Source organism: Flavobacterium sp. GP15 (genome assembly GCF_014281985.1).
Classification (GTDB): Bacteria; Bacteroidota; Bacteroidia; order Flavobacteriales; family Flavobacteriaceae; genus Flavobacterium; species Flavobacterium pygoscelis.
This window is the reverse complement of sequence record NZ_JACFTC010000003.1, coordinates 159,041-185,044: the sequence shown is the minus strand read 5'-3', so window position 1 is coordinate 185,044 and position 26,004 is coordinate 159,041. Positions and strand designations below refer to the sequence as shown.

The following is a 26,004-nucleotide window of genomic DNA, read 5'->3' as shown; positions in this document are numbered from 1 at the left end:
AACACTATTCCAAAACCTTTTAATTTTAGAAATTAAAACCATGTTTTTTTAAAAACAAATCCATTTACTTATTAACTATAACGATATTACTTGAATCGTAAGGGTTTGAAAGTTTCAAAAAATTCATATTGTGTGTGAAAGGTTCAGAATGTTTGTTTAAATTTGTTAAAAACAACCTGAAATGAAAAAAACAATATTAGCCTTAATTGCTTTTGCAACATTTTCTTGTTCTAAAGCTCAAAAAACAGAATTTGCAAAAGAAGCTTTATCAGAAACTCTTTTAGCAACTGATGGAAGTCAAGTTGCTTTTAAAAATATTTTAAAAAAATATAAAGGAAAAACATTAGTAATCGAAGTATGGGCTTCTTGGTGTGGTGATTGTGTCAAAGCAATGCCAAAAATAAAAGAATTACAAGCTAAAAATCCTGATGTTGCTTACTTATTCCTTTCAATGGATAAAACTGCAGAGCAATGGAAAAATGGAATTGAAAAACACGAAATTAAAGGAGATCATTTTATGGCAAATGATCAAATGAAAGGTGTTTTTGCAAAAGCACTAGACGTAGATTGGATACCGAGATATATAATCGTTGATAAAAAAGGAAAAATTGTTCTTTACCGAGCTATTGAAACTGATTTTGATAAAATTAATGAGACTCTAGAAAAATTCAAATAATTTTTTTTAAACAACCATAAAAGCAAACTATTAAATTATTAAGATAATTAATATGAGAAAGAAGATTGTTGCAGGAAACTGGAAAATGCACAAAAATGCTGAGCAAACCGAAGATTTATTGAATGAGTTAATAGCAAAAATACCTACAGATACAACTGTAAAAGTATTGGTTGCTCCTACTTTTGTAAATTTAGCTTCAGCTGTAGATCATTTAGAATTTACTAATATTGATGTGGCTGCACAAAATGTTCACCAAGCAGAATCTGGGGCTTTTACTGGAGAAATCTCTGCTGATATGTTAAAGAGTGTTGGTGTAAACACTGTAATTCTAGGTCATTCTGAACGCAGAGCTATTTTTCATGAGACAGATGCTTTAATTGCTAATAAAGTAGACACTGCTTTAGAACATGATATGACGGTTATTTTTTGCTTTGGAGAGGAATTAAAAGATCGCCAAACTAAAAACCATTTTAATATTGTTGAAAATCAGCTAAAAGATGGAATTTTTCATATTGAAGCCAAAGATTGGGAAAATATTGTTTTGGCCTACGAGCCAGTTTGGGCAATAGGGACGGGAGAAACTGCTTCGCCAGAGCAAGCACAGGAAATGCACGAATTTATTAGACAAACGGTTCGAACTGCTTTTGGAGCTGACATTGCTGATACAGTATCTATACTTTATGGTGGAAGTGTAAAACCAAATAATGCAAAAGAAATTTTCTCTAAACCAGATGTTGACGGAGGTCTTATTGGTGGTGCAGCAATAAATGCTGACGATTTTGTAGCTATCGTAAACGCAATATAAAAGTTAAAAAATAAGTTACAAAAAGAGGTTTGAAAGTATTCAAGCCTCTTTTTTTTTGTTTTCATTATTGAATAGAAATAGAATGCTACCTTTGCAAAAAAATTAAACATGTCAAACATATATATAGGATATCATTTTACTATTGAACCTAAAGAATTGGGTTCAGAAATATTAATAGCTCAGTTGGGCGAAAAAGCATTTGAAAGCTTTACCGAAACAGAAAAAGGGATTTCTGCTTTTGTACAAAAGGATTCATGGGACGAAATGATTCTTGATGATATTCACATTTTACAATCAGACGAATTTACTATCGATTACACTTTTGAAGAAATAGAACAAGTGAACTGGAATGAAGAATGGGAAAAGAATTTTGAAGCGATAGATGTAGATGGAAACTGCCATGTTCGCGCTCCATTTCATCCAAAAACAGATGCCGAATTTGACATTGTAATTGAACCAAAAATGAGTTTTGGAACCGGACATCATGAAACTACTCACATGATGATTCAACATTTATTAGAAATGGATGTTACCGGAATGAAAACGCTAGATATGGGTTGTGGAACAGCTATTTTAGCCATATTAGCAGAGATGAAAGGAGCAAAACCTATCGATGCTATTGATATCGACAACTGGTGTTACTTAAACTCTATCGAGAATGCAGAACGTAATAATTGCAAGCACATTACGGTTTATGAAGGCGAAGCAGCATTACTTAAAGATAAAAAATACGATTTGATTATTGCAAATATTAACCGTAATATTTTGTTGAATGATATGCAAAGTTATGTAGATAGTTTAAATCCGGGTGGAACTTTACTTTTAAGCGGTTTTTATAATGAAGACATTCCATTTATAGATTCTTCTTGCAAAGAGAAAGGGTTAACTTATGTTAAAAAATTAGAAAGAAACAATTGGGTATCTTTAAAATACGTAAATTAGTGTTGGTATTATTTTATTAATTACGAAAGTACAAAAACCTACAAAATGAGTACTAAAGAAAAAGTAAGAGAAAGAGTAAGTCTAAAAGAATCAGTACATTTAGATAATGAAATAGTAGTTTACAACGATGATGTAAATACTTTTGATCATGTTATTGAAACTTTGATGCGTGTTTGTGAACACGCTCCCGAACAAGCGGAACAATGTTCGCTAATCATACATTATAATGGAAAGTGTACTGTTAAAACAGGTGCTTACGAAAAATTAAAATTACAATGCAGTCAATTATTAGCAGCAGGACTTAATGCTGAAATAATTTAAATAACAGTAAATTCTGTTCTAGAAAAAATTTACTGTAAATAATTTAAAGACACTCTCTTTTATCCTATATTTGGATAAATGAAAGTGTTTTTTTATGGAAAAATATGGTAAAATTCTAGTTTATGTAATGCCCATTTTTTTAATTTTAATTATAATTGAAAAATTATACGGACATTATAAAGGAGAAAATACTTCTCCAAATATGGATTCTGTTTCGAGTGTAAGCTCCGGAATGGTCAATTCTGTAAAAGATGTATTGGGAATTAGCGTTACATTAGTATCCTATGATTGGATGGTTTCTAAAATTGCTTTATTTCATTTAGAAGCAAACACATTAACGTATGTTATCGGTTTTATCGTTATCGACTTTTATGGTTATTGGAGTCATCGTTTATCTCACCAAATAAACTTTTTATGGAACAAACACGCCATTCATCACAGTAGTGAAGAATTTGATTTGGCTTGTGCTTTGCGCCAAACTGTTTCAAGTTTTGTCAATCTATTTACCTTTTTATTAATACCAGCAGCACTTATTGGCGTTCCCGCAAAAGTTATTGCAATCACTATTCCTATACATTTGTTTTTGCAGTTTTGGTATCACACCAAACACATTAAAAAAATTGGATTTCTAGAAAAAATACTCGTTTCTCCTTCTCATCACAGAGTACATCATGCCATAAATCCAGAATATATGGACAAGAATCATTCGCAGATCTTTATTTTTTGGGATAAGTTATTTGGTACATTTCAAGAAGAATTAGAAAGTGTTCCTCCTGTTTTTGGCATTACAAGACCTGCACAAACTTGGAATCCGATACGGATTAATTTTCAGCATTTATGGTTGTTGATCACTGATGCTTGGCGCGCAGAAAAGTGGCAGGACAAATTTACTATTTGGTTTAAACCAACAGGATGGCGACCAGAAAATTTTGAAATTAAATATCCTGTAAAAAAAATTACAGATGTCTATAATTTCGAAAAGTACGGAGCTATATACTCTAAAAAATTGATGTATTGGTCTATTTTTCAAGCAGCAATTACTTTACTACTTATAACATACATGTACAACTCAATTGCAATAATAGGATTGCCAAATGTATTCATTTATGGAGCGTTTATTTTCTTAAGCGTTTACAGTTATACTGAATTGATGGATGCCAGAAAAATTTCTATGCTATGGGAATGCATCCGGTTTTTATTTGGTATTGGATTAATCTTCTATTTTGGAGATTGGTTTAGTATAAATCAACTTTTCCCTTTTGCTACATATTTAATAGCCGCTTATCTCATTTTATCGTTAGTTGTTACATTATATTTTAACAATAATAATTTTGAAAAAGAACTTTTGTCAGTGACAACTCCTTAAACTTATTCTATGAAAAGTAATCACGTATTAACTGGTTTTATTGGCTTCAGCCTTATTTATTTGGTTATAATTCTTTTGGGTAGAGAAGATATTACCGCCTTTTTAAAACCTTTTCTACTTCCTTTTTTAATAACGGCTGTTTATTTACAAGAAAACTTTTCTAGTAAAAAAACACTTTTAATAGCACTTACATTATCCTGGATTGGCGATATTATATTACTTTTTGCAGCCAAAGGAGAAATCTATTTTATAGGAGGATTGATTGCTTTTTTATTTTCGCATATCTTTTATATTATATTATTTAACAAGCAATTAAAAATCTATTTAAGAAAAAGTAAAACCATTTATTGGATAGGAATTACATTAATAATAATTTATCTAATAGGAATGATGGTTTTACTGATGCCAAATCTTGGTGAATTACTACTGCCTGTTTTTGTATATGCAATGACCATTTCAATCATGTTGTTATTTGCATTAAAGGGATTTTTAAATTGGCATAAGCCTGCTAATACTTATATTTTAATAGGATCAATAATATTTGTAGCTTCGGATAGTATACTGGCTTTTGATAAGTTTTATGCAGCAATACAATACAGTACCTTTTTGATTATGTCAACTTACTTAACAGCACAATATTTAATAGTAATTGGTATTTTAAAACTAAACAAAAAAAAGCTGCAAATTCCTTAGAAAATGCAGCTTTGATAATGATACTATAATTTTTAATTGATTTAGTGAGGCAATTTATTTTTTAGCAATCCGTAAAGATAAGTTCCTAAAAGTGCACCAAAAAGAACAATAAAAACCGTCCAGAAACCAGCCCCTATTAATATAAATATAGGTCCTGGGCAAGAACCAACTAGCGCCCAACCTAATCCAAACAGTATACCGCCAATCCAATAACGAGCGGATCCTTTTTCTTTATCTTGAATAACAATTGCTTCTCCTTTAATATCTTTTATTTGGTTTCTTTTAATTAGCTGAATTCCTATAACTCCCGTCAAAATGGCTACCGAAATAATTCCGTACATGTGAAACGATTGAAATTGGAACATTTCGTAAATTCGATACCAAGAAACTGCTTCAGATTTAGTTAGAACGATTCCAAAAATAAAACCGACAACTAAGTATTTTAATATATTTTTCATTCTTTGTATTTTAATTTTTAAAAATTAATTTTTGTTGTTCGTATTAGTTCAAAATTAATGGTAATAAAAAATGTACCATGATTAAACCACCCACAAAAAAACCTATAACTGCTTTAAGAGAAGGGATTTGCAAATTACTTAACCCTTGAATAGCATGACCCGAAGTGCAACCTCCAGCATAACGTGAACCAAAACCTATTAATAAACCCCCTATTAAAAGAATGAAAATAATTTTTGGCGATTGTAAAATCTGAGTTCCAAAAAGAGCTTCTGGCATTAATTTTCCGTTAGGAGCATCAATTCCCATTTCTGATAATTGTTTTATAGTTTCTGGATTAATTGACACATTAGAAGGATCGCTCATATAATGAACGGCTACAAAACCACCTATCATTGCGCCTAAAACTACAACTAAATTCCAGCGCTGTGCTTTCCAATCAAAATCAAAAAAAGAAACCCTTTTGCCCAAACCTGCAATAGAGCATAGAGATCTTAAATTAGAAGACATTCCGAATGTTTTGCCAAAATAAATTAACGACATCATAATCATACCTATTATAAATCCAGAAAAATACCACGGCCACGTTTGAAAAATTACTTCCATATTTTATTTTTATTTTTTTACAAAGATAAGGCGCATTTTCAATAAAAGGAAGCGGTTAAGCAATGAAAGTGACAGTATAAACTGATTGCTCATTTTAAAATTTAGCCATTCTCAATAAATTGAAAATGAAAACAACTAAAATTCATTATTTTAAAAATTAGTGGATTTAAATGGCGTGTGTGACTTATGTTACCGTGCAAGCTTTTTTGTCAATCTATCTTTGCTTCATAAATCTGATACAATAATTATGAAAAATATAAAATTTATACTGCTCTTAGGAATTCTTACTATTTCTACTGTAGGATTTAGTCAAGACACTTTGACTATTTCTAAAAAAGATATTTGGTTAAAAGCTTCCGATAAAAATTTACAAATTAAGATTTCAAATCAAGACTTTAAATCAGCACAGGCAGATTACAGACAATCAAATTCTTTGTTTTTGCCAAGTATTTCAGCTTCACATACTGCAATTTCTACTACAAATCCTTTGATGGCTTTTGGTTCTAAACTGAATCAGGAAATTTTGACCGCTTCTGATTTTAATCCTGCTTTGTTAAATAATCCTGCTCGAACAAAAAACTTCGCAACCAAATTTGAGGTTTTACAGCCTATAATCAATGTGGACGGAATTTACGGAAGACAAGCCGCTAAGGCTAAAATGGATGCTTACGCTTTACAAACAGAACGTACTAAAGAATATCTAGAACTAGAAGTTAACAAAGCTTTCATGGAATTGCAATTAGGATATAAAGCAGTTAAAGTTTTAGAGAAAGCAAATAAAACGGGCGATGCAAATTTGAAACTGATAGAAAATTATTTCAAACAAGGAATTCTACAAAAAACGGATTTACTATCGGTTCAGGTTCGAGTAAATGAAATTGAAAATCAGTTGCAATATGCAAAAAGTAATGTGCAAAACACATCAGATTATTTAGCCTTCCTTTTAAATGATGACAACACGAACAAAGTCTATAAACCAATTGAAGAATTAGAAAATGTAATTGCACTAGAAAGCATTAATACAACACTTTCAAACGATAGAAAAGACATTCAAGCGATGGATAAATCATCCGAAGCTTACGCCAAAATGTTACAGTCTAGTAAAATGAATTTCTTACCAAGATTAAATGCTTTTGGAAGTTACGAATTGTACAATGATACTTTGTTTGGTACCAATGCTAAAGGATATTTAGTTGGAGCGCAATTATCTTGGAGTTTATTCGACGGTTATAAATCAATTGGAAAAATGGAAAAAGCAAAAGCAGAATTCCAAAAATCAGAGATTGAAACGCAACAATATAAGGCGAAAAGCCAGTTGGAATTAAACAAAACCAACCGTCAGTTAAAAGATGCGGAGAACAAAGTGAATCTTTCTAAACTAGCTTTAGAACAATCGCAAGAAGCCTATCGCATTCGCAGTAACCGTTTTACACAAGGTTTAGAAAAAACAACCGACTTGTTACAATCAGAAACACTGATGTTTCAAAAAGAATTGGAGTTTTTGCAAGCAGTTTTCGAATATAATTTTACTCAAAACTATTTACATTTTTTAACGAAATAAAAAACGACAATTACAATCGCAAAATTACTTGTAGGCTTTTTATTCCTGCAAGGTTTCCAAAACCTTGTAGGTATTAAAAAATTTAGTAGATCGTAATAATATAAATTAAAATTATACCTACAAGGTTAAAAAAAACCTTGCAGGATTGAAAATAAAAAAAAATTTACAATTGCAAAATTACTTAGACACTTTTTATTCCTGCAAGGTTTCCAAAACCTTGTAGGTATTAAAAAATTTAGTAGATCGTAATAATATAAATCAAAATTATACCTACAAGGTTAAAAAAAACCTTGCAGGACAGAAATCAATAAAAACAAAACTATGAAAAAGATATTTATACCCTTATTAGCAGTAATTCTTTTAGCTTCTTGTAATAGCGAAAAGAAACAAGAAATCGCAAAAGAACCTGCCATTGCTGTAAAAGTAAGCGGAGTTTCTGAAAATAGTAACAGTCCTTTTGTGACTGCAAGCGGAAAAATTGAAGCTAAGAACAGTGCTAATTTGAGCACCAGAATGATGGGTTATGTAACCAAAGTTCACGTGCAAGTAGGTCAAAAAGTTAATGCCGGACAATTATTAGTAAGTATTAACAATACCGATTTACAAGCTAAAAGAGCACAAGTGGATGCTAGTATTCTTCAAGCGTCTGCAGGTTTTAACAGTGCTAAAAAAGATTACGATCGTTTTGTGAATTTGTTTAAAGTTCAAAGTGCTTCTCAAAAAGAATTAGATGATATGACTGCACGTTACGAAATGGCAAAAGCAGGTTTAGAAGGTGCAAAACAAATGAGGAATGAAGTAATGGCTCAGTTTTCTTACTCGAATATTACAGCTCCATTTGATGGTGTGGTAACTAATACATTTATCAAACAAGGTGATATGGCTAATCCAGGAATGCCTTTAGTAAGTGTTGAAGGCGCTTCTAAATTGCAAGTAATGGCCATGGTCTCTGAAAATGATATTGCGGCAATTACAAAAGGAATGCCAGTTAGCGTTTTAGTAAAATCTTCAAATGAGAAATTAAACGGAAAGGTAAGCGAAGTTAGTATTTCAGCTACTAATACGGGTGGTCAATATTTAGTAAAAGTAGATTTAGATAAAACAGATGCCACTGTCTTATCAGGAATGTTCGTAAATATTCAGTTTCCAATTGCAAATAAAGCAAACACATCAAAAAGTGAAGTACTACTAGTACCAGAATCAGCTTTAGTAAAACAAGGACAATTAACTGGAATTTATACTATTGGAACTGGAAATGTAGCCATATTAAGATGGTTGCGTGTTGGGAAAAACTTTGGCGAACAAGTTGAAGTTTTATCTGGACTTTCGGCTGATGAGCAATATATTGTTTCGGCAGATGGGAAATTGTATAATGGAGCAACTATCAGTGTTCAGTAAAAGAAAAAAAATGATCCCATCCCCGACCCTTCCCAAAGGGAAGGGAGAATAACAGTATAAAAAAAACTTTTTTAAAATAACTACCCTCAATTAATTCACCCTTTGGGAGTTAGGGGATAAAATAAAAAATTATGCAAGAAGGTATTTCAGGTAAAATAGCCAGTTTTTTCATGAACTCAAAACTCACCATTTTATTAATGATTGGTTTGATGATTATTGGAATTTACAGTTCATTTTTGATTCCAAGGGAAGAAGAACCTCAAATAAATGTACCAATGGCCGACATTTTAGTTGGTTATCCGGGAGCAAGTCCGTCAGAGGTAGAAAGTCGTGTGGCAAAACCATTAGAGAAAATTATATCTAACATAAAAGGTGTAGAACATGTGCACACGATGGCTATGAACGGCCAAGCCATGATTATTGTACAGTTTTATGTGGGTCAAGATGTGGAACGTTCGTATGTAAAACTATACGATGAATTAGCAAAACATGAGGATATGTTCCCAAAAGGAGTGTATAAACCAATGGTAAAAACACGTTCGATTGATGATGTTCCGATGCTGGGAATTACTTTATGGAGCGAAAAAGAAGATGCTTTTCAAATTCGACAAATTGCTGAAGAAGTAACTTCGGAGATTGAGAAAATCAAAGATGTAGCTATTACAAAAGAAATTGGAGGAAGTAATCGTGCGCTAAAAGTAGTTTTAGATAAAGATAAAATGGCCGAAAATGGTGTTGATGCTTTAGGAATTATGCAAATGATTCAGGCGAATAACGGCAGTTCACAATCGGGTGGTTTTGTTCAAAATGATCAAGAATATTTAGTGACTACAGGACAATTTTTATCGAATGCTGAGGATTTAGAAAACTTAGTGGTTGGTATTAATAAAAACATGCCTGTCTATTTGAAGCAAGTGGCCAAAGTGCAAGATGGACCAGAAACACCACGTAGTTATGTGTCTTTTGGATATGGTAAAGCCAATGAAAAATTTAAAACAGCCAAATCAGAATATCCTGCTGTTACTATTTCTATTGGAAAAGTAAAAGGAGCTGATGCGATGAAAATTTCGGAGAAAATCCTTGATAAAGTGGAATTATTGAAGAAAGATTTAATTCCGAATGATGTTCACATTGAAGTAACACGCAATTATGGAGAAACAGCTTCGGATAAAGTAGGTGAACTTTTATTCCACTTATTTATCGCGATTGTTGCGGTAACCGTTTTAGTAATGCTGGCTATGGGATGGCGCGGTGGATTAGTGGTATTTTTCTCTGTTCCATTAACCTTTGCACTGACTTTATTTAGTTATTATTTATTGGATTACACGTTAAATAGAATTACACTCTTTGCACTCGTTTTTGTCGTGGGAATTGTGGTTGATGATAGTATTATTATTGCCGAGAATATGCACCGCCATTTCAAGATGAAGCGACTACCGTTTAAACAAGCAGCTATTTATGCGATTAATGAAGTAGGAAATCCAACAATATTAGCCACTTTTACAGTAATTGCAGCGATTTTGCCCATGGCATTTGTATCAGGAATGATGGGCCCTTATATGAGTCCGATGCCAATTGGAGCTTCGATTGCGATGATATTGTCCTTGTTTGTAGCCTTGACGGTTACGCCTTACTTAGGCTATCATTTACTTCAAGAAAAAGATACACAAGAACACAAAGAAGCCGAAGGATTAGAAACGAGCCGTATTTATAAAATATATAACAAACTAGAACGCCCTTTATTAGAAAGCAGTTCCAAAAGAAGAATACTATTAGCCGTAACGATTTTATTATTAATTGGTTCCGTTTTTATGTTTTTTAGCAAATCGGTGGTGGTAAAAATGTTACCTTTTGACAATAAAAATGAGTTCCAAGTAGTGATTGATATGCCTGAAGGAACTACTCTAGAACGCACAACAGCGGTAACTAAGGAAATTGCGCAATACCTCTCAACTAGATCAGAAGTGGTTAATTATCAGAATTATATTGGCACCTCTGCTCCTATCACGTTTAACGGATTAGTGCGTCATTACGACATGCGTGGTGGTAGTAATATGGCGGATATTCAAGTTAATTTATTACACAAAGAAGATAGAACAATTCAAAGTCACGCTATTGCTAGAGATATGCGTGCCGATGTTCAGAAAATTGCTAAGAAATATGGTGCGAATGTGAAACTGATTGAAGTGCCACCTGGACCGCCAGTTTTATCGACTTTAGTTGCTGAGATTTATGGAGGACCTAATTATAACGAGCAAATAAAAGTAGCCAAACAAGTAAAAACTATTTTAGAAAACACTGCTGATGTAGTTGATATCGATTGGATGGTTGAGGACAATCAAGTGGAATACAAACTCGAAATAGATAAGGAAAAAGCAATGCTAAACGGAATTGCTCCACAACAAGTGGTTGGCAATCTAACCTATTTATTGAAAGAATATCCTGTTGCTAACTTATACGATGAAAATTCAAATGATAATGTAGCAATCGTTCTTTCGTTAGATGATAAAGACAAAACCAGCTTACAAGACATTCAGAATTTAAAAATAAAAGGAAGTCAAGGAAACATAATTCCGGTGAGCGATTTAGTAAAAGTAAAAACAGATACTTTACAAAAAACCATTTACAGAAAAGATCAAAAACGTGTGGTTTATGTAACAGCTGATATGGCTGGAGCTTTAGAAAGTCCTGTTTATGCCATTTTAGGAATGAGCGACCAACTAGCTAAAATGAAAGTTCCAAAAGGCTATAAAGTGGATGAATTGTACATGGAACAACCTACGGATGAAAGTAATTTTACCGTAAAATGGGATGGAGAATGGCAAATTACACTAGAAGTGTTCCGTGATTTAGGAGTTGCATTTATGGTAGCGATTGTCATTATCTATATGTTGATTGTAGGATGGTTCCAAAACTTTAAAACGCCAATCGTAATGATGTTAGCTATTCCGTTATCGCTGATTGGAATTGTATTTGGGCACTGGTTGTTAGGTTCTTATTTTACAGCTACTTCTTTCATTGGGATGATTGCCTTAGCTGGTGTAATGGTTCGAAACTCGGTTTTACTGATTGACTTTATCGAGATTAGATTGCAAGATGGCGTTCCGTTAAAACAAGCGATTATAGAAGCTGGAGCGGTAAGAACCTCCCCTATTTTACTAACGACTGGAGCAGTAGTTATTGGAGCATCGATCATATTATTTGACCCATTATTTCAAGGATTGGCAATTTCGTTAGTGTTTGGAGCTATTGTTTCTACTATTCTAACCTTATTAGTGGTGCCATTAATTTATTATATCACAGAGAGAAAAAAATGGGAATCGTCCACCAACCAATCCAAAGTTGGAGAGCCAGAAACAGAGTCTTCTACTAAATTATAAAATAACATTTATTAACGAAAAGTACTTGAAGTTTTTTGACTTTGGACTTTTGACTTTGGACTTTTGACTTTTGACTTTTGACTTTTGACTTTTGACTTTTGACTTTTAAAATATAAACTATGAAACTACTTATTATAACTGCTGTCCTAGATTTTGAAAATGAAATCAAGCAAATGTTAAAAAAAGCTCATGTAAAAACCTTTACTTTTAAAGAAGTAAAGGGGTTTACCGATCTTTCTGAAGAAGCCATAGAAAGCAACTGGTTTGCTGGCGATATGCACGAAACAGAATCCATCCTTTTTTATGCTTTTGTGAAAAAAGAAAATATTGACCCACTGTTTGATTTGGTTAATGACTTTAATGCAAAACAAGTAACTAAATCAAACATTCATATTGCAGTTCTTAATATTGAAAAATCAAATTAATAAAAATAATAAATACACAGTATCATGAAAAACAGAATCGTAAGAGCCGTAGCAGGAATTTTTATATTGACTAGTTTGCTTTTAGCACATTATTTAAGTCCAAATTGGTTATGGCTTACAGCCTTTGTGGGAGCTAATTTATTTCAATCTTCCATTAGTAAATGGTGTTTGTTAGATACCATTTTGAATAAATTAGGTGTAAAAGATTAGCTTTTTAGTTACTAATAATTTGTGCTGAGTGATTAGCGCTTAGTAAATCAAGATTTAGGAATTGATGTGAATTCTAAAGCAAGTATTCTTAACGTAAAACTATAGATTAAAAACTAAAGAATGTTTTTTAAAGCTTTTATTAGCAAAAAAACATTTTCTACTCTTATCGAATTTAAAGTTCTGATTATCTTTGTACTACTAATGAATGTTTTGGCCAAGCAATTACCAATACTTTTTAACGCTACAGATTAATCAACCATATGAAAAAAAATCTTCTATTTATCGCTTTATTAATACTTACTGTATCTTGTGTGAGTACCAAATCGACTTTGAAAAATGTTGATGACAACGCACCAAACTTAGTTCTTACAAATCAAAATACGTTTGTAATCACTGCTTTTAGTACAGATAAAAAATATGGATATGAAGCTGATTATCCTATTAATATCTTTTATAAAAACACCTTAAACGATAAGATTAATCAACAACGCTTCTTAAATGCATTAGCGGGTCCAAATGGAGAAAAAATAACGTACGAAAAATTAGAAAGTTGCTGTCCTTTTCCCACTAAAAGAACGGATCTTGGCGCAGGTTTTTTAGATGTTTATGAATTAAAATGGGAAGGGCAAAAAAAACCGATAAAATTATACCTGAACATTTATGAAAAAGGTTTAGTGATGGTTCCTGTTGGGCTTAGTTTAAAGAAAAATTAGCATTTTAACCGTATTCCCTAGCCCTGATAGTAGTGAAAATCCTTTTCCTTTTTTGAAAATAAAAGGAAAAGATTGCAACGGATAGCAGGAAACAGCTTCAAATAAAACGTTAATAATAAAGGAGAGTCATAAAACCTAACTATCTTTGCACCTTCAAAAAACAACTACTATGAACATACATAAAATTCCACAAATTAAGCATACCGAAAGCGATAACTTCTTTCTATTAGCTGGTCCTTGCGCGATTGAAAGTGAAGAAATGGCAATGCGAATTGCAGAAAAATTAATTGGTATCACTGACAATTTACAAATTCCATTCGTTTTTAAAGGCTCTTTTAAGAAAGCAAATCGTTCAAGAATAGATAGTTTTTCAGGAATTGGAGATGAAAAAGCACTTAAAATTCTTAGAAAAGTATCGGAAACATTTCATGTTCCTACAGTAACTGATATTCATACGAATGAGGATGCGGATATGGCTGCTCAATATGTTGATGTGTTACAAATTCCAGCATTTTTAGTGCGTCAAACGGATCTTGTTGTAGCTGCAGCCAATACAGGTAAAGTTGTAAACTTGAAAAAAGGACAATTTATGAGTCCAGAAAGTATGAAGCATGCCGTACAAAAAGTTTTAGATTGCCAAAATGAAAATGTAATGGTGACCGATAGAGGAACCATGTTTGGTTATCAAGACATGATTGTTGATTTTAGAGGAATTCCAACGATGCAACAATACGCTACTACGGTTCTTGATGTTACACACTCTTTGCAACAACCGAATCAGAGTGCTGGTGTAACTGGCGGAAGACCCGATATGATTGAGACTGTTGCCAAAGCAGGAATTGCTGTGGGTGTTGATGGGATTTTTATAGAAACTCATTTTGATCCTGCTAATGCAAAAAGTGACGGTGCAAATATGTTGCATTTAGATTATTTTGAATCGTTAATGACCAAATTAGTTGCTATTAGAAAAACAGTAAACTCATTTTAAATAAAGAACTAAATTACAATGAAACCCATTTTTTATATTGCTGCCATTCTTATTACATTATTTACTATTAATGCGAATGCACAAGAAAATACTCCAATTCAAGATAAATATACTGCACACAATAAAGGCAAATTTTTTGTTTCGTGGGGAGGAAACCGCGAAAATTATACTAAGTCAGACATTAACTTTAGAGGGAAAGATTATAATTTTACTTTAGAAAACGTAACAGCACATGACAAACCAAAAGGTTGGCATGTAGATTATGTTAATCCAGCTAGAATGACAATTCCTCAAACTAATTTGAGACTGGGCTATTTTATTACGGATCACTACAATGTTACAATTGGTGTAGATCACATGAAATATGTTATGTCACAAGATAAAGCGGTAAATTATACTGGTTTTTACCCTAATCCGGGAACTTATGACGAATTATTACCAAACAATCAAATTTTGTTGACTGAAAAATTTTTAAAATTTGAACATACTGATGGATTGAATTATGTAAATACGGAGGTCTCAAGATTTGACGATATATCCTCTTTGTTTAAAATCACTAACACCGATAAAATTCAAGTAAATCTAACAGAAGGAATTGGATTTGGATTATTATATCCTAAAACAAATACCACTTTATTGGGCAAAGATCGTCATGATGATTTTCATGTTTCCGGTTTTGGAACTTCTGTAAAAGCAGGTTTGAATGTTACGTTTTTTAAACACTTTTACGTACAAGGAGAATTAAAAGGAGGTTATATCAATATGCAAGATATTAAAACCACTAAAAGTAGTGAGGATAGTGCTTCTCAAGATTTTTTCTTTTTTCAAAGAATAATTGCTGTAGGAGGTATATTTAAAATCTAACAGTTTTCAATAAAGTAAAGATATGTAATCTCAAAAGTATCGTAATTTAATGTTTTCTAAATAAAATTCCTCCAAATAGTGATTTACTTTTTGGGGGAATTTTATTTTAAATTTGTTTTTATTCTTATTTAATTATGTTAATTCTTACAAGTTATGCTTACTTATTTTATTTGAAATAAGAATAACATATGGGCTTTTTTTAATATTAATTATTTAAATTTGAGCAAATCATTATTATTTTTTTTCACTAGACAATTCTTAAAATTAGTAATAGCATAAAACTAAATAATTAATGCGACTCAGTCCAATGACCAAAAATAAAACTACAAGTGATCCCAATGGGATTTACCGCTTTGATAATTTTTTTACGATCTCAGCTGATTTAATTTGTATTGCAGGATTTGATGGTTACTTTAAGCGAATAAATCCAGCTGTTGCAAAATTATTAGAATACTCTGAAGAAGAATTATATGCAAAACCTATTCTTGATTTTGTTTTCAAAGATGATCTACAAGCAACAATGGAAACAAGGGAACAAGTTTATAACAATAAACCCTTATTAAACTTCGAAAATAGATACCTAACCAAAAGTGGTAAAATTGTTTGGTTGTCCTGGACCTCTATGCCTGTAGAATCAGAACAATTGATTTATGCAATTGCAAAAAACATCACCCATAAAAAAAGAATAGAAGAAGAACGAAATTTAATATTGACGAATCTTACGCAAATAAACAAGGAGCTAAAAATTTTATCACATAAAACATCACATGACCTAAAGTCTCCTATTAATAATATGCTTTCCGTTTTTAACCTAATTGATGTTTCAAAAATTAATGATCCTGAAACATTAGAATTAATCGAAATTCTAAAATTAACAAGTGAAAATTTAAAAGAAACTTTAAACGACTCCATAGACCAATTAATAGAAAATGAAAATGTAAACACTCAGTTAACAGATATTAATCTAAAGACAGCTCTAGAGGAAGTTCTCCTTTCTATCAATTCTTTACTAGAGGATTCAAAAGCCATTATCAATATTGACTTTTCTGAAGTGCAAAATATAATTTTCAATAAAGCTTATCTAAAAAGTATTTTTTTGAATTTGATTACGAATTCAATAAAATATGCTAAACCAGAGCAAGTTCCATGCATTACCATCAAAACCCAGAAAACGAATGGCATTAAACAATTAATTTTTTCGGATGAAGGTATTGGTTTTGATATGGATAAAGTGAAGGATAAAATATTTGGCTTATATGAAAAATTTCATGGTAATGAAGATTGTACCAGCAACGGCATTGGTTTGTATTTAGTGTATAATCACATTTCTAGTTTAGGTGGAAGAATTGCAGTAGAGAGCAAATTAGATGAAGGTGCTACATTTACTATTTCATTCAAATATTGAAAAAAAACATAATATAGCACCTTCAAAAAATTTAGTGTTTTGCTATTTTTATTTTAGAATTGCGTTTTGATCTATTAAGTATATCAAAGAAGCCATTGTTGCAGCTCCTAATTCTAATTCTCTTTTATTTATAGCATCAAAAGTATCATTAGCAGCATGATGATAATCAAAATAACGTTGCGAATCTGGCTTTAAGCCCGCTTTTACAATAGTTTTAGAAGTAAGTGGATCTATATCTGAACCTCCATGTCCTTTCGTAAAACTGTGGATTAAATACGGTTCAAAAAGATTTTTCCATCCTTGAATTCTATTAAAATTGGCTTCATCTGATTCAAAAGAAAAACCTCTTGGACTAAAACCACCTGAATCACTTTCTAAAGCAAAAATGTGATTTTCATGATTTGCCTGAGCCAATTCTTCATATTTCTTACCGCCTTTTCCTCCATTTTCTTCATTCATAAACAATACAACACGAAGGGTGTTTTTAGGTTTATATCCTAAGTTCTTAAAAATGTTAATCACCTCCATACTTTGTACCACTCCTGCTCCATCGTCATGAGAACCATCCGCTAAATCCCAAGAATCTAAATGCCCTCCTACGACCATAATATTTTCAGGATGTACGCTACCTTTTATTTCACCAACAACATTATAAGACAAAACATCTTCTAATTGCTGACAGTTTTGCTTAAAATAGAATTTTAAATTCGGATTCTTTTTTAATGATTTACTTAACAACTCTGCTCCATTCGTACTTATTGCTGCCGTTGGAATGTATTGAGATTTTGGTAAATCACCGTAGCTTTGATTTCCTGTATGCGGAAAATCATCTAGTCTTAAGTTCATAGAGCGAACAATTGTTCCTACAGCACCAAATTTTGCTGCTTCTTTTGCTCCTGCATATCTTTGGTCTACACATCCTCCGTAGGATTTAAAAGTTTCAATAAACTCTTGTTCCATTGGTCTATTAAAAAAAACAATTTTACCTTTTAATTTATCGCCTAAAGTTTTCAATTCGGCAATGCTTTGTACTTCGATCACCGCTGCAGTAAGTCCGTTTTTAGCTGTAGCAATAGATCCTCCCAACGCACAAATTGGCACTGTTATTTTAGTCTTATTGTCTAGAATATAAGCTGTTTCTTTTTCGCCTCTAACCCATTTTGGGACCATCACTTCCTGAAGATATACTTTATCTAAACCTAGAGTTTCTAATTGTGCTTTAGTGTACAAAACAGCCTTTTGAGCATTATCAGATCCAGAAAGTCGTGCACCAATTTTATTGGATAAATGATCTAACCAATCGTAGCATTTAGCGTTTGTCAAGGAAGATTTATAAATTTCTTTAAAGAATAATTCGTCTTTAGTTTGTCCAAAAATGGCTATGCCGTTTAAGAGCAATGCGGCTAATACGATTGATTTTTTCATAATTTTAAAAATAGATATTAAAAAATAAAATTTAGTTTTAGTTAGATTTGCAATTTCGTCATTATTAATGAAATATTAATAACACATTAAAAAAAATCCTGCTCGTGTTAAAACTTGCAGGACTTTAGTAATAGTTTCATAACTACTGTATATGAAAAAACAGGTAATTAATTCAGTAACAATTCATACACCTGATTGGCAATTTCAATTTCCTCGTTGGTTGGAATTACTAATATTTTTGTTTTAGAATCTGGTGTATTGATTTCTCTGATTTCCTTAGAACGCAATTCATTTTTTTCTAAATCTAATTCAATACCAAAATAATCCATATCCTCACAAACTAGTTTTCGAATATAGGAAGAATTCTCGCCTATTCCTGCTGTAAATACAATAGCATCAAGTCCGTTTAGAACTGCAGCATAAGAACCAATATATTTTTTTATTCTATAAGCATTCATGGCCAATGCTAATTGACAATCTGCAATTCCATTTTCCGCATTTGCTTCGATATCTCTTAAATCACTATAGCCCGTAAGACCAAGCATTCCGCTTTGTTTTTGTAACATTGTATTTACCGCTTCTAAAGAGTAACCTAAAGTATTCACTAAATAAAATAGAATAGATTGATCTACATCTCCGCTTCTAGTTCCCATTATAAGACCATTCATAGGTCCAAAACCTAAAGTATGATCTACACTTTTTCCGTTTTTTATAGCAGTCATACTGCATCCATTTCCTAAGTGAATTGTAATTATTTTAGATTCTTTACTAAAAGAATTCTGTGTCAAATAATGAACTGCATTTTCCGAAACATATTTATGACTGGTCCCGTGAAAACCATACAATCTTATTTTATGTTCTGTCAAAAGATAATTTGGCAGGGCATATTTATGTGCGATAACAGGAATTGATTGATGAAACGCAGTATCAAAAACAGCCACTTGTTTCGCTGCAGTAAAAATAGTTGTAGCTACAATTACACCTTCTAAATTAGCAGGATTGTGCAATGGAGCTAAATCAAAAAGTTGTCTGATTTTTTCTTTCACTTCCTCAGTAATAACGACTGTATCAGAAAAAGTACTTCCGCCATGTACTACTCGATGACCAACCGCTTCAATCTCATCGGTACTTTTTATAACTCCTATTTCAGGATGCATTAATAATTCTGCAATTTTTTCTAAACCTATCTTATGATTTGCAATAGACAAAGACTCTTCTACTTTACTTGTTTTAGTTGTGTACGTTAAGTTTGAATTTTCTAATCCAATTCGATCAATCATCCCAGAGCAGATAACTTCATTTGCAGGCATGTAAATCAATTGGTATTTTATAGAAGAACTCCCTGAGTTTATTATTATTATTTTCATTTTTTTTATTTTGTTTTTACTACAAAGACTCGAAAGTTTCCTAAAAGTCTTTTCTATACCACCAAGACGCTAAGTCACGAAGTTTCTTCAATCATTTTCTTTACTTGCAAAACTCTAAGGCACGAAATTTTTTTTGAATATCTTAATTAATATTATTAGTGACTTTGAGTCTTAGTGGCTTGATTTTTTTCTTTTTTATAAAAAATTACAATCCTTGCGCTTGAATTGCAGTAATTACAACTGTATTTATAATATCATCTACAGTACAACCTCTGCTTAAATCGTTTACAGGTTTGTTCAAACCTTGTAACATTGGTCCAATTGCTAATGCTCCTGTTTCTCTTTGAACCGCTTTATAAGTATTATTTCCTGTATTTAAATCTGGGAAAATAAGCACACTCGCCTGTCCTGCCACTTCTGAATTTGGCATTTTACTTTTACCGACTTCCATATCAACGGCAGCATCATATTGTATTGGTCCTTCAATTTTTAAATCAGGACGCTTTTTTCGTACTATTTCAGTTGCTGCTCTAACTTTATCGACTTCATCCCCTTTTCCTGAAGCACCAGAAGAATAGGAAAGCATGGCAATTTTAGGTTCTATTCCGAAGGCTAAACTGGAATCTGCTGATGAAATAGCTATTTCTGCTAATTGCTCAGCTGTTGGGTTTGGATTAATGGCACAGTCACCAAAAACAGATACTCGATCTTCTAAACACATGAAAAATATAGACGAAACAATGCAGGTATCCGGTTTGGTTTTTATGAATTGTAAAGCGGGTAAAATAGTATGTTGCGTTGTGTGAGCTGCGCCAGAAACCATTCCGTCTGCATCTCCTTTATACACCATCATTGTTCCAAAGTAAGAGACATCTTCCATTAAATCTTTGGCCATAGCCATAGAGACGTTTTTATTTTTTCTTAACTCATAATAGGTATTTACATAATCCTCATATTTTTCAGACTCGATTGGATTTATAATGTTGACTTTAGAAAAATCAAATGCAATTCCTAATTCGGCTACTTTACTTTCTATCTGTTTTTTGTTTCCAATGATAGATATATCAACCACATCCATCGCTAATAATCGAGAAGTTGCAATAATTATCCTTTCGTCACTTCCTTCTGGTAAAACAATATGTTTTCGGTGTTGTTTTGCTCTTTTTACAAGATTGTATTGAAACATTTTTGGAGTCATACCATCTGCTTCAAAAGAACTTAATTTTTTTGATAAACCATCTAAATCAACATACTTTTCAAAAGTGGTTATAGAAGCCTCAATTTTGTGTTTATTATCGGCATAAATCTTTGATTTTATGTTTCCTAATTGGTTTGTTATTCCGTAGGTTCCTCCTTCCACGGTAATTATAGGAACAATAGTTGTCAATCCTTCAATTAATTTGATGATACTGTCTTCTGGCAGAATATTACCGGTTAAAACAATTCCTGAAATAGTGGGGTAATTTGCGGACTCATTTGCTTGTAAAGCACCCAATATAATATCGGCTCTATCTCCCGGAGTAATTACTAAGGCGTTTTCTTTTAGGTGTAATAAATAATTGCGCAATTGCATAGCACCTACGCTAAAATTACCAACTTCATTATTCAAGGAATCTGCACCAAACAATACTTTAGCACCCAAAACATCTACAATTTCTTTGATCGTAGGATTATGTAAACTAGATATTATAGGAATGGCGTCGACTAAAACTTCTTTAGGTAAGTTAGATTTTAAACCATCTGTTACTAATTTAATATTCTCGGGTTGCACTTTATTGGCAATGACAGCCAAGACTTCAACATCCTTAACTTTAAAGGAATCGTAAGCCAAATACAGACTGTCAATTAATTCATCTAGCGTTTTTCCTACTCCAGAACCCACAATTATGGTTGGAATTCCTAAATTCTTGGCAATAAGGACATTCATATCTAACTCTATGACTGTTCCTTCACCACTAAAACTTGTTCCTTCTACCAAAACAAAATCAAACTGTTCTTCTAAACGTTTGTATTTATCAATAATAAGATCTAAAACCTCTCCTATTTTTCCTTTATTCTTTTTTTTAATCAGCTTACTTTTGGTAATTGCGAAAGCATCTTCAAAATCAATATCTAAACCGAAATGAGAAATTACAGTTTCGATATGATTGTCTAATTTTCCATCCTCAAAATCTTCTATTATGGGTCTGAAGTAACCAACTTTAGCAGTTTTTCCAATAAGCATACTCATCAATCCAAGAGTAATAATAGATTTTCCGCTATTGTGTTCACTCGTTGCAATATATATGGCTTTGTTCATTATATTATTTTTTATTCGTACTAAATTTATTTTCTAAAATTCTATTTATTATAATTTATATCATGTCTGGAATTAAAACCATTTTCTTTTTTTAAAATAAAAAATCATTGCTATTCCGATAAATACCATTACTCCAATGATAATATAGTATCCATTGCGGTATTCTAATTCTGGCATAAACTTAAAATTCATACCATAAACACCAACAATAAATGTTAATGGAATAAATATGGCAGAGACTATGGTTAGAGTTTTCATAATCTCATTCATTTTATGCGTTTGAGCGGCAAAATAAAAATTGGAGGCACTTTCTAATGATCCCATATCTGCTTCTATTTGTTCTAAAAGTTCAAAACTTTTTTGATGCAAACGGGAAAAAAAACTAAAACTCTCAAATGCTATTCCATCAAAAACATTGTCATCTTTCATGCTTTTGATTTCATACAAAGAATCCCTCAGCGGTATTATAGAACGTTTTAAAAAATTAAAATTATCTCTGTGTTTTTCTATATGTTCTAATGTCAAAGGATCGATACTTTTCTTCGAAAGATTGATCAATTCTTCTACTTTATCTTCTTCATTTTCGATAGTGATGTAGAAATTTTCCATTATGGCATCTAAAAGAATGAATAATAAATAATCTACTTTTTTAGTACGTACTAATCCCGAATGGGTTCGAATGCGTTCCCGAATATGTGTAAAAAAGTCTGAACGTTTTTCTTGAAAAGAGATTAGAACACCATCTTTTATCAAAAAACTAATTTGCTCAACACTTATATTATCTGAATTTCCGGCGGGCAAAAGTGATTTTATATTAAAAAATAAAACATCAGGCTGTTCCTCTAATTTAGTTCTTCTACTGGTATTTAAAATATCAGTAAGCATAAAATTATCTAAATTAAAATAAGCACCAATCTCTTTTACGACTTCAATATCATTTAAACCATGAATATTGAGCCAATTACTTTTTTGATTGTTAATGTATTTAGACAGATCAGACACTTCAAAATCTTCATATTCGGCTAAATCAAGATCGCCATATACAAATAATTGCATTTCTGATTCATTTTTTTTATGAATTCCAGTATATTCAAGATTATACGGTTGCAGCTTTCGGCCTTTTTTATATTTTATTTTTCTCATGCAAAATCGTTTATGTAGTAATATTACAAAAACTTTTTTAAAACCTCCGCTTCATATTCCTTTTGGGCTTTTAAAACGAATATCATGTTATTAAATCACCAATTTTAAAACAAAAATAACGACAATTATGATCCTATTTCATGAGATAAATCATATAATTAATTATAATTCAAAGAACATCAACAAATGTTAATTCTCTAAAATTAAATTTCATAGTGCTAAATTTTGAAAATATATCAATAGATTTGAAAATTGATGGTAAAAAATAAAAAATTCTTATTATTTACTATTCCTACTATTTATTAACCAACATACTATTAACTAAATGATTAAAAAAAATTTAACCTTACTTATTGTTAGTCTGTTTATTTTTTCGGCCCAAGGAACAATTGCTCAAAGTAGAAAGGATAAAAAAGCAGCTAAAAATGCTATGGCAAAAGTGGATGCAAAATCCAGTGATGTGAAAAAAGAACCAAAACCTTATCGAAAAGTAATTGATTCGACAGCAGTTACCCAAAACGGACTAATTACTGTTCATAAAATTGACCAAAAATATCTTTATGAAATTTCGGATTCTCTTTTAGGAAGTGAAATAATGACCATCACCCGTTATTCTAAAACCCCAGCTGGTGGAGGTATTTTTGGTGGAGAAGAAATCAATAGACAAGTTGTTCGTTGGGAAAAGGGATTGAATAACAACCTTCTTTTGCGATCTATTACTTATGTTATAATGTCTCCAGACGAAGACAAACCATTGGCACAAGCAGTCAAAAATTCTACTTCAGATCCTATTATAGGAAACTATGATGTCTTGGCTTATAAAAAAGATAATGATGGACAAATTATAGGATATGTAATCGATTTGACACCTACTTTTGATGCCGATGTTCAAACATTTTCACTAGATCCGATTAAAAAACAATTATTAAATATACAAGCGTTTCAAAAAGACCGCTCTTTTATCTCAAAAGTCACTAGTTATCCCATAAATACCGAAATAAGAAGTGTAAAAACATTTACCACTACACCTCCAAAAATCAGTCCTACACCAACACCCCAAATTGGAGTAAATTTACCTTCTGCATTAGACGCTGGTGTGATTACAGTAGAAATGAATACTTCTATGATTTTATTACCAAAAACACCGATGCGAAAAAGAGAATTTGATGCTCGCGTGGGTTATTTTGCAAACCAATTTGGCGTTTTTGAAGAGGATTCTCAAAAATCTGACACTAAAGTATTTGCGGTAAGATGGCGTTTAGAACCAAAATCTGCTGAGGATGCTCAAAAACAAAAAAATGGAGAACTAATTGAACCTCTAAAACCAATCGTTTATTATATTGATCCTGCGACTCCAGAAAAATGGAAAAAATACATCAAACAAGGAATTGATGATTGGCAAGTTGCTTTTGAAGCTGCGGGTTGGAAAAACGCCATTCGTGGAGAATATTGGCCAGAAAATGATCCGACGATGAGTCTAGAAGATGCTCGTTTTAGTGTACTTAGATATTTTGCTGCAGAAATTCAAAATGCATACGGTCCCAATGTGCATGATCCAAGAAGTGGAGAAATTTTAGAAAGTCATATTGGTTGGTATCATAATATTATGAGCCTTTTAAGAAATTGGTATTTAATTCAAACTGCCGCTGCAAATCCAGAAGCAAGAGCAAAGAGATTTGATGATAAGCTAATGGGAGAATTAATTCGTTTTGTGTCTTCTCACGAAGTGGGACATACATTAGGTCTTCGTCATAATATGGGAGCTAGTTCTGCAACTCCTGTAGAAAAATTAAGAGACAAAGATTTTGTTGCAAAAAATGGTCATACTTCTTCTATCATGGATTATGCTCGTTTTAATTATGTGGCGCAACCAGAAGATGGGGTAACTGATTTCTTTCCAAAAATTGGAGATTATGACAAATGGGCAATAAAATGGGGTTACTCTTATTTTGAAGAAGCGAAATCTGAGAAAGAAGAAAAAACCATCTTAAACGAAATGACTAAAGAAGCCTACAAAAATAATCGTTTGTGGTTTGGAACTGAATCTAGTCCTTACGATCCAAGGTACCAAACAGAAGATATTGGTGATAACGCAATGAGAGCTTCGGAATACGGAATTAAAAACCTAAAAAGAATTTTACCAAACCTTATAGAATGGTCTAGCGAAAAAGGAGAAAGCTATAGTGAACTAGATGAGCTTTATGGCGCACTTACCGGACAGTTTAGAAGGTATATGGGACATGTTACTAAAAATGTTGGTGGAATATATGACTCTCCAAAAACATACGATATGACTGGAAATCAGTTTACAGTTGTTCCAAAAAGTATTCAGAAAGATGCTGTAGCTTTCTTAAATACACAATTATTTACGACTCCAAAATGGTTGTTAAATCAAGATATTCTATCTAAAATAAATCCTGATAGTGGTGTTGAAGCCATTAAATCGATGCAAGATGCAACATTAAGTAGTTTATTAGCGGGAGATAGAATGGTTCGATTAATGGAAACTTCTAGTGCTATCAAAGAAAATTACGCTGTAGACGAACTGATGACTGATTTAAATAAAGGAATTTTCTCTGAGTTAAAAGGCTCCAGCAGTATAGATATTTACAGAAGAAATATTCAAAAAATATATGTAGATAAACTTATCGAATTACTTAAACCTGGTTCAACAACAGTAAGATCAGTTCCTGTAGGTGTAACTTATGGTTTTAATACCCGAAAAGTAAACTTAGCACAAACCGATCTTCCTTCAATAGCTAGAGGTCAATTGAACACTTTAAAAAATGAATTAAAAATGGCTACGATCAGGATGACTGATACTGTGAGTAAATACCACATACAAGATTTAATAGCAAGAATTGGAGAAGCTTTAAATCCTAAATAGGATTATTCAGTCTCAATAAATACTTTTTTATAAAATAAAATGTAAAATAAAACCCGACTTATTATAACAATAAG

Annotated in this window: 22 protein-coding genes; 16 read left to right on the top strand and 6 right to left on the bottom strand. The window is 31.9% G+C overall.

Going from position 1 to position 26,004, the window contains the following annotated elements:
• The first annotated feature begins 181 nt into the window (after positions 1-181).
• The 6 genes from H2650_RS08750 (at position 182) to H2650_RS08725 (ending at position 4,803) form a co-directional block, all read left to right on the top strand.
• The gene (locus tag H2650_RS08750; RefSeq protein ID WP_188050425.1) at positions 182-676 is read left to right on the top strand and encodes a TlpA disulfide reductase family protein; all 495 of its coding nucleotides are present in this window, start codon (positions 182-184) and stop codon (positions 674-676) included.
• Between the two features lie 52 nt (positions 677-728).
• Entirely contained in the window at positions 729-1,481 is a 753-nt protein-coding gene (tpiA, locus tag H2650_RS08745; protein ID WP_188050424.1) for a triose-phosphate isomerase, read from the top strand.
• 108 nt (positions 1,482-1,589) lie between these two features.
• Entirely contained in the window at positions 1,590-2,423 is an 834-nt protein-coding gene (gene prmA, locus H2650_RS08740) for a 50S ribosomal protein L11 methyltransferase (protein WP_188050423.1), read from the top strand.
• Between the two features lie 45 nt (positions 2,424-2,468).
• Positions 2,469-2,744, top strand: coding sequence for an ATP-dependent Clp protease adaptor ClpS (locus tag H2650_RS08735; RefSeq protein ID WP_188050422.1), 276 nt, complete (start codon positions 2,469-2,471; stop codon positions 2,742-2,744).
• A 94-nt stretch (positions 2,745-2,838) separates the two neighbouring features.
• Positions 2,839-4,110, top strand: coding sequence for a sterol desaturase family protein (locus H2650_RS08730; RefSeq protein ID WP_188050421.1), 1,272 nt, complete (start codon positions 2,839-2,841; stop codon positions 4,108-4,110).
• Between the two features lie 9 nt (positions 4,111-4,119).
• The gene (locus tag H2650_RS08725) at positions 4,120-4,803 is read left to right on the top strand and encodes a lysoplasmalogenase (RefSeq protein WP_188050420.1); all 684 of its coding nucleotides are present in this window, start codon (positions 4,120-4,122) and stop codon (positions 4,801-4,803) included.
• 41 nt (positions 4,804-4,844) lie between these two features.
• Here the strand turns inward: H2650_RS08725 and H2650_RS08720 are convergent, their stop codons facing one another.
• Both H2650_RS08720 and H2650_RS08715 read right to left on the bottom strand, forming a co-directional pair.
• On the bottom strand, positions 4,845-5,261 hold the full coding sequence (locus H2650_RS08720) for a DUF6691 family protein (RefSeq protein ID WP_188050419.1): 417 nt from the start codon (positions 5,259-5,261) through the stop codon (positions 4,845-4,847).
• A gap of 43 nt (positions 5,262-5,304) precedes the next feature.
• Positions 5,305-5,865 (bottom strand): YeeE/YedE family protein, encoded by a 561-nt coding sequence (locus tag H2650_RS08715; protein ID WP_188050418.1) that lies wholly within the window; start codon positions 5,863-5,865, stop codon positions 5,305-5,307.
• Positions 5,866-6,112: 247 nt separating this feature from the next.
• On the opposite strand from H2650_RS08715, the gene H2650_RS08710 reads away from it, so the two are divergent.
• From H2650_RS08710 to H2650_RS08670, 9 genes are all read left to right on the top strand, one after another.
• Positions 6,113-7,426, top strand: coding sequence for a TolC family protein (locus H2650_RS08710; protein ID WP_188050417.1), 1,314 nt, complete (start codon positions 6,113-6,115; stop codon positions 7,424-7,426).
• A gap of 321 nt (positions 7,427-7,747) precedes the next feature.
• A complete protein-coding gene (locus tag H2650_RS08705; protein WP_188050416.1) occupies positions 7,748-8,824 on the top strand; it encodes an efflux RND transporter periplasmic adaptor subunit in 1,077 nt (358 codons plus the stop codon).
• 131 nt (positions 8,825-8,955) lie between these two features.
• Entirely contained in the window at positions 8,956-12,204 is a 3,249-nt protein-coding gene (locus H2650_RS08700; protein ID WP_188050415.1) for an efflux RND transporter permease subunit, read from the top strand.
• A 119-nt stretch (positions 12,205-12,323) separates the two neighbouring features.
• Positions 12,324-12,629, top strand: a complete 306-nt coding sequence (locus H2650_RS08695; RefSeq protein ID WP_188050414.1) for a hypothetical protein — start codon at positions 12,324-12,326, stop codon at positions 12,627-12,629.
• Between the two features lie 24 nt (positions 12,630-12,653).
• Positions 12,654-12,839, top strand: a complete 186-nt coding sequence (locus H2650_RS08690) for a DUF2892 domain-containing protein (protein WP_188050413.1) — start codon at positions 12,654-12,656, stop codon at positions 12,837-12,839.
• A gap of 260 nt (positions 12,840-13,099) precedes the next feature.
• Positions 13,100-13,552: a 2-dehydro-3-deoxyphosphooctonate aldolase gene (locus H2650_RS08685; RefSeq protein WP_188050412.1), complete on the top strand. Its 453-nt coding sequence runs from the start codon at positions 13,100-13,102 to the stop codon at positions 13,550-13,552.
• A 169-nt stretch (positions 13,553-13,721) separates the two neighbouring features.
• Positions 13,722-14,540, top strand: a complete 819-nt coding sequence (gene kdsA, locus H2650_RS08680) for a 3-deoxy-8-phosphooctulonate synthase (RefSeq protein ID WP_188050411.1) — start codon at positions 13,722-13,724, stop codon at positions 14,538-14,540.
• 18 nt (positions 14,541-14,558) lie between these two features.
• Positions 14,559-15,404, top strand: coding sequence for a hypothetical protein (locus tag H2650_RS08675; RefSeq protein WP_188050410.1), 846 nt, complete (start codon positions 14,559-14,561; stop codon positions 15,402-15,404).
• Between the two features lie 292 nt (positions 15,405-15,696).
• Positions 15,697-16,809: a PAS domain-containing sensor histidine kinase gene (locus H2650_RS08670; RefSeq protein WP_255462837.1), complete on the top strand. Its 1,113-nt coding sequence runs from the start codon at positions 15,697-15,699 to the stop codon at positions 16,807-16,809.
• A gap of 48 nt (positions 16,810-16,857) precedes the next feature.
• Here H2650_RS08670 and H2650_RS08665 read toward each other — a convergent pair whose 3' ends face one another.
• From H2650_RS08665 to corA, 4 genes are all read right to left on the bottom strand, one after another.
• The gene (locus H2650_RS08665; RefSeq protein ID WP_188050409.1) at positions 16,858-18,234 is read right to left on the bottom strand and encodes a M28 family peptidase; all 1,377 of its coding nucleotides are present in this window, start codon (positions 18,232-18,234) and stop codon (positions 16,858-16,860) included.
• Positions 18,235-18,401: 167 nt separating this feature from the next.
• Positions 18,402-19,601: an acetate/propionate family kinase gene (locus H2650_RS08660; RefSeq protein WP_188050408.1), complete on the bottom strand. Its 1,200-nt coding sequence runs from the start codon at positions 19,599-19,601 to the stop codon at positions 18,402-18,404.
• 205 nt (positions 19,602-19,806) lie between these two features.
• Positions 19,807-21,900 carry a phosphate acetyltransferase gene (pta, locus tag H2650_RS08655; protein WP_188050407.1) on the bottom strand — a complete coding sequence of 698 codons (2,094 nt, stop codon included), beginning with the start codon at positions 21,898-21,900 and terminating at the stop codon, positions 19,807-19,809.
• Between the two features lie 72 nt (positions 21,901-21,972).
• Entirely contained in the window at positions 21,973-23,043 is a 1,071-nt protein-coding gene (gene corA, locus H2650_RS08650) for a magnesium/cobalt transporter CorA (protein ID WP_188050406.1), read from the bottom strand.
• A gap of 325 nt (positions 23,044-23,368) precedes the next feature.
• Between corA and H2650_RS08645 the strand changes: the two genes are divergently transcribed.
• Positions 23,369-25,930: a zinc-dependent metalloprotease gene (locus tag H2650_RS08645; protein WP_188050405.1), complete on the top strand. Its 2,562-nt coding sequence runs from the start codon at positions 23,369-23,371 to the stop codon at positions 25,928-25,930.
• Positions 25,931-26,004 lie beyond the last annotated feature (74 nt).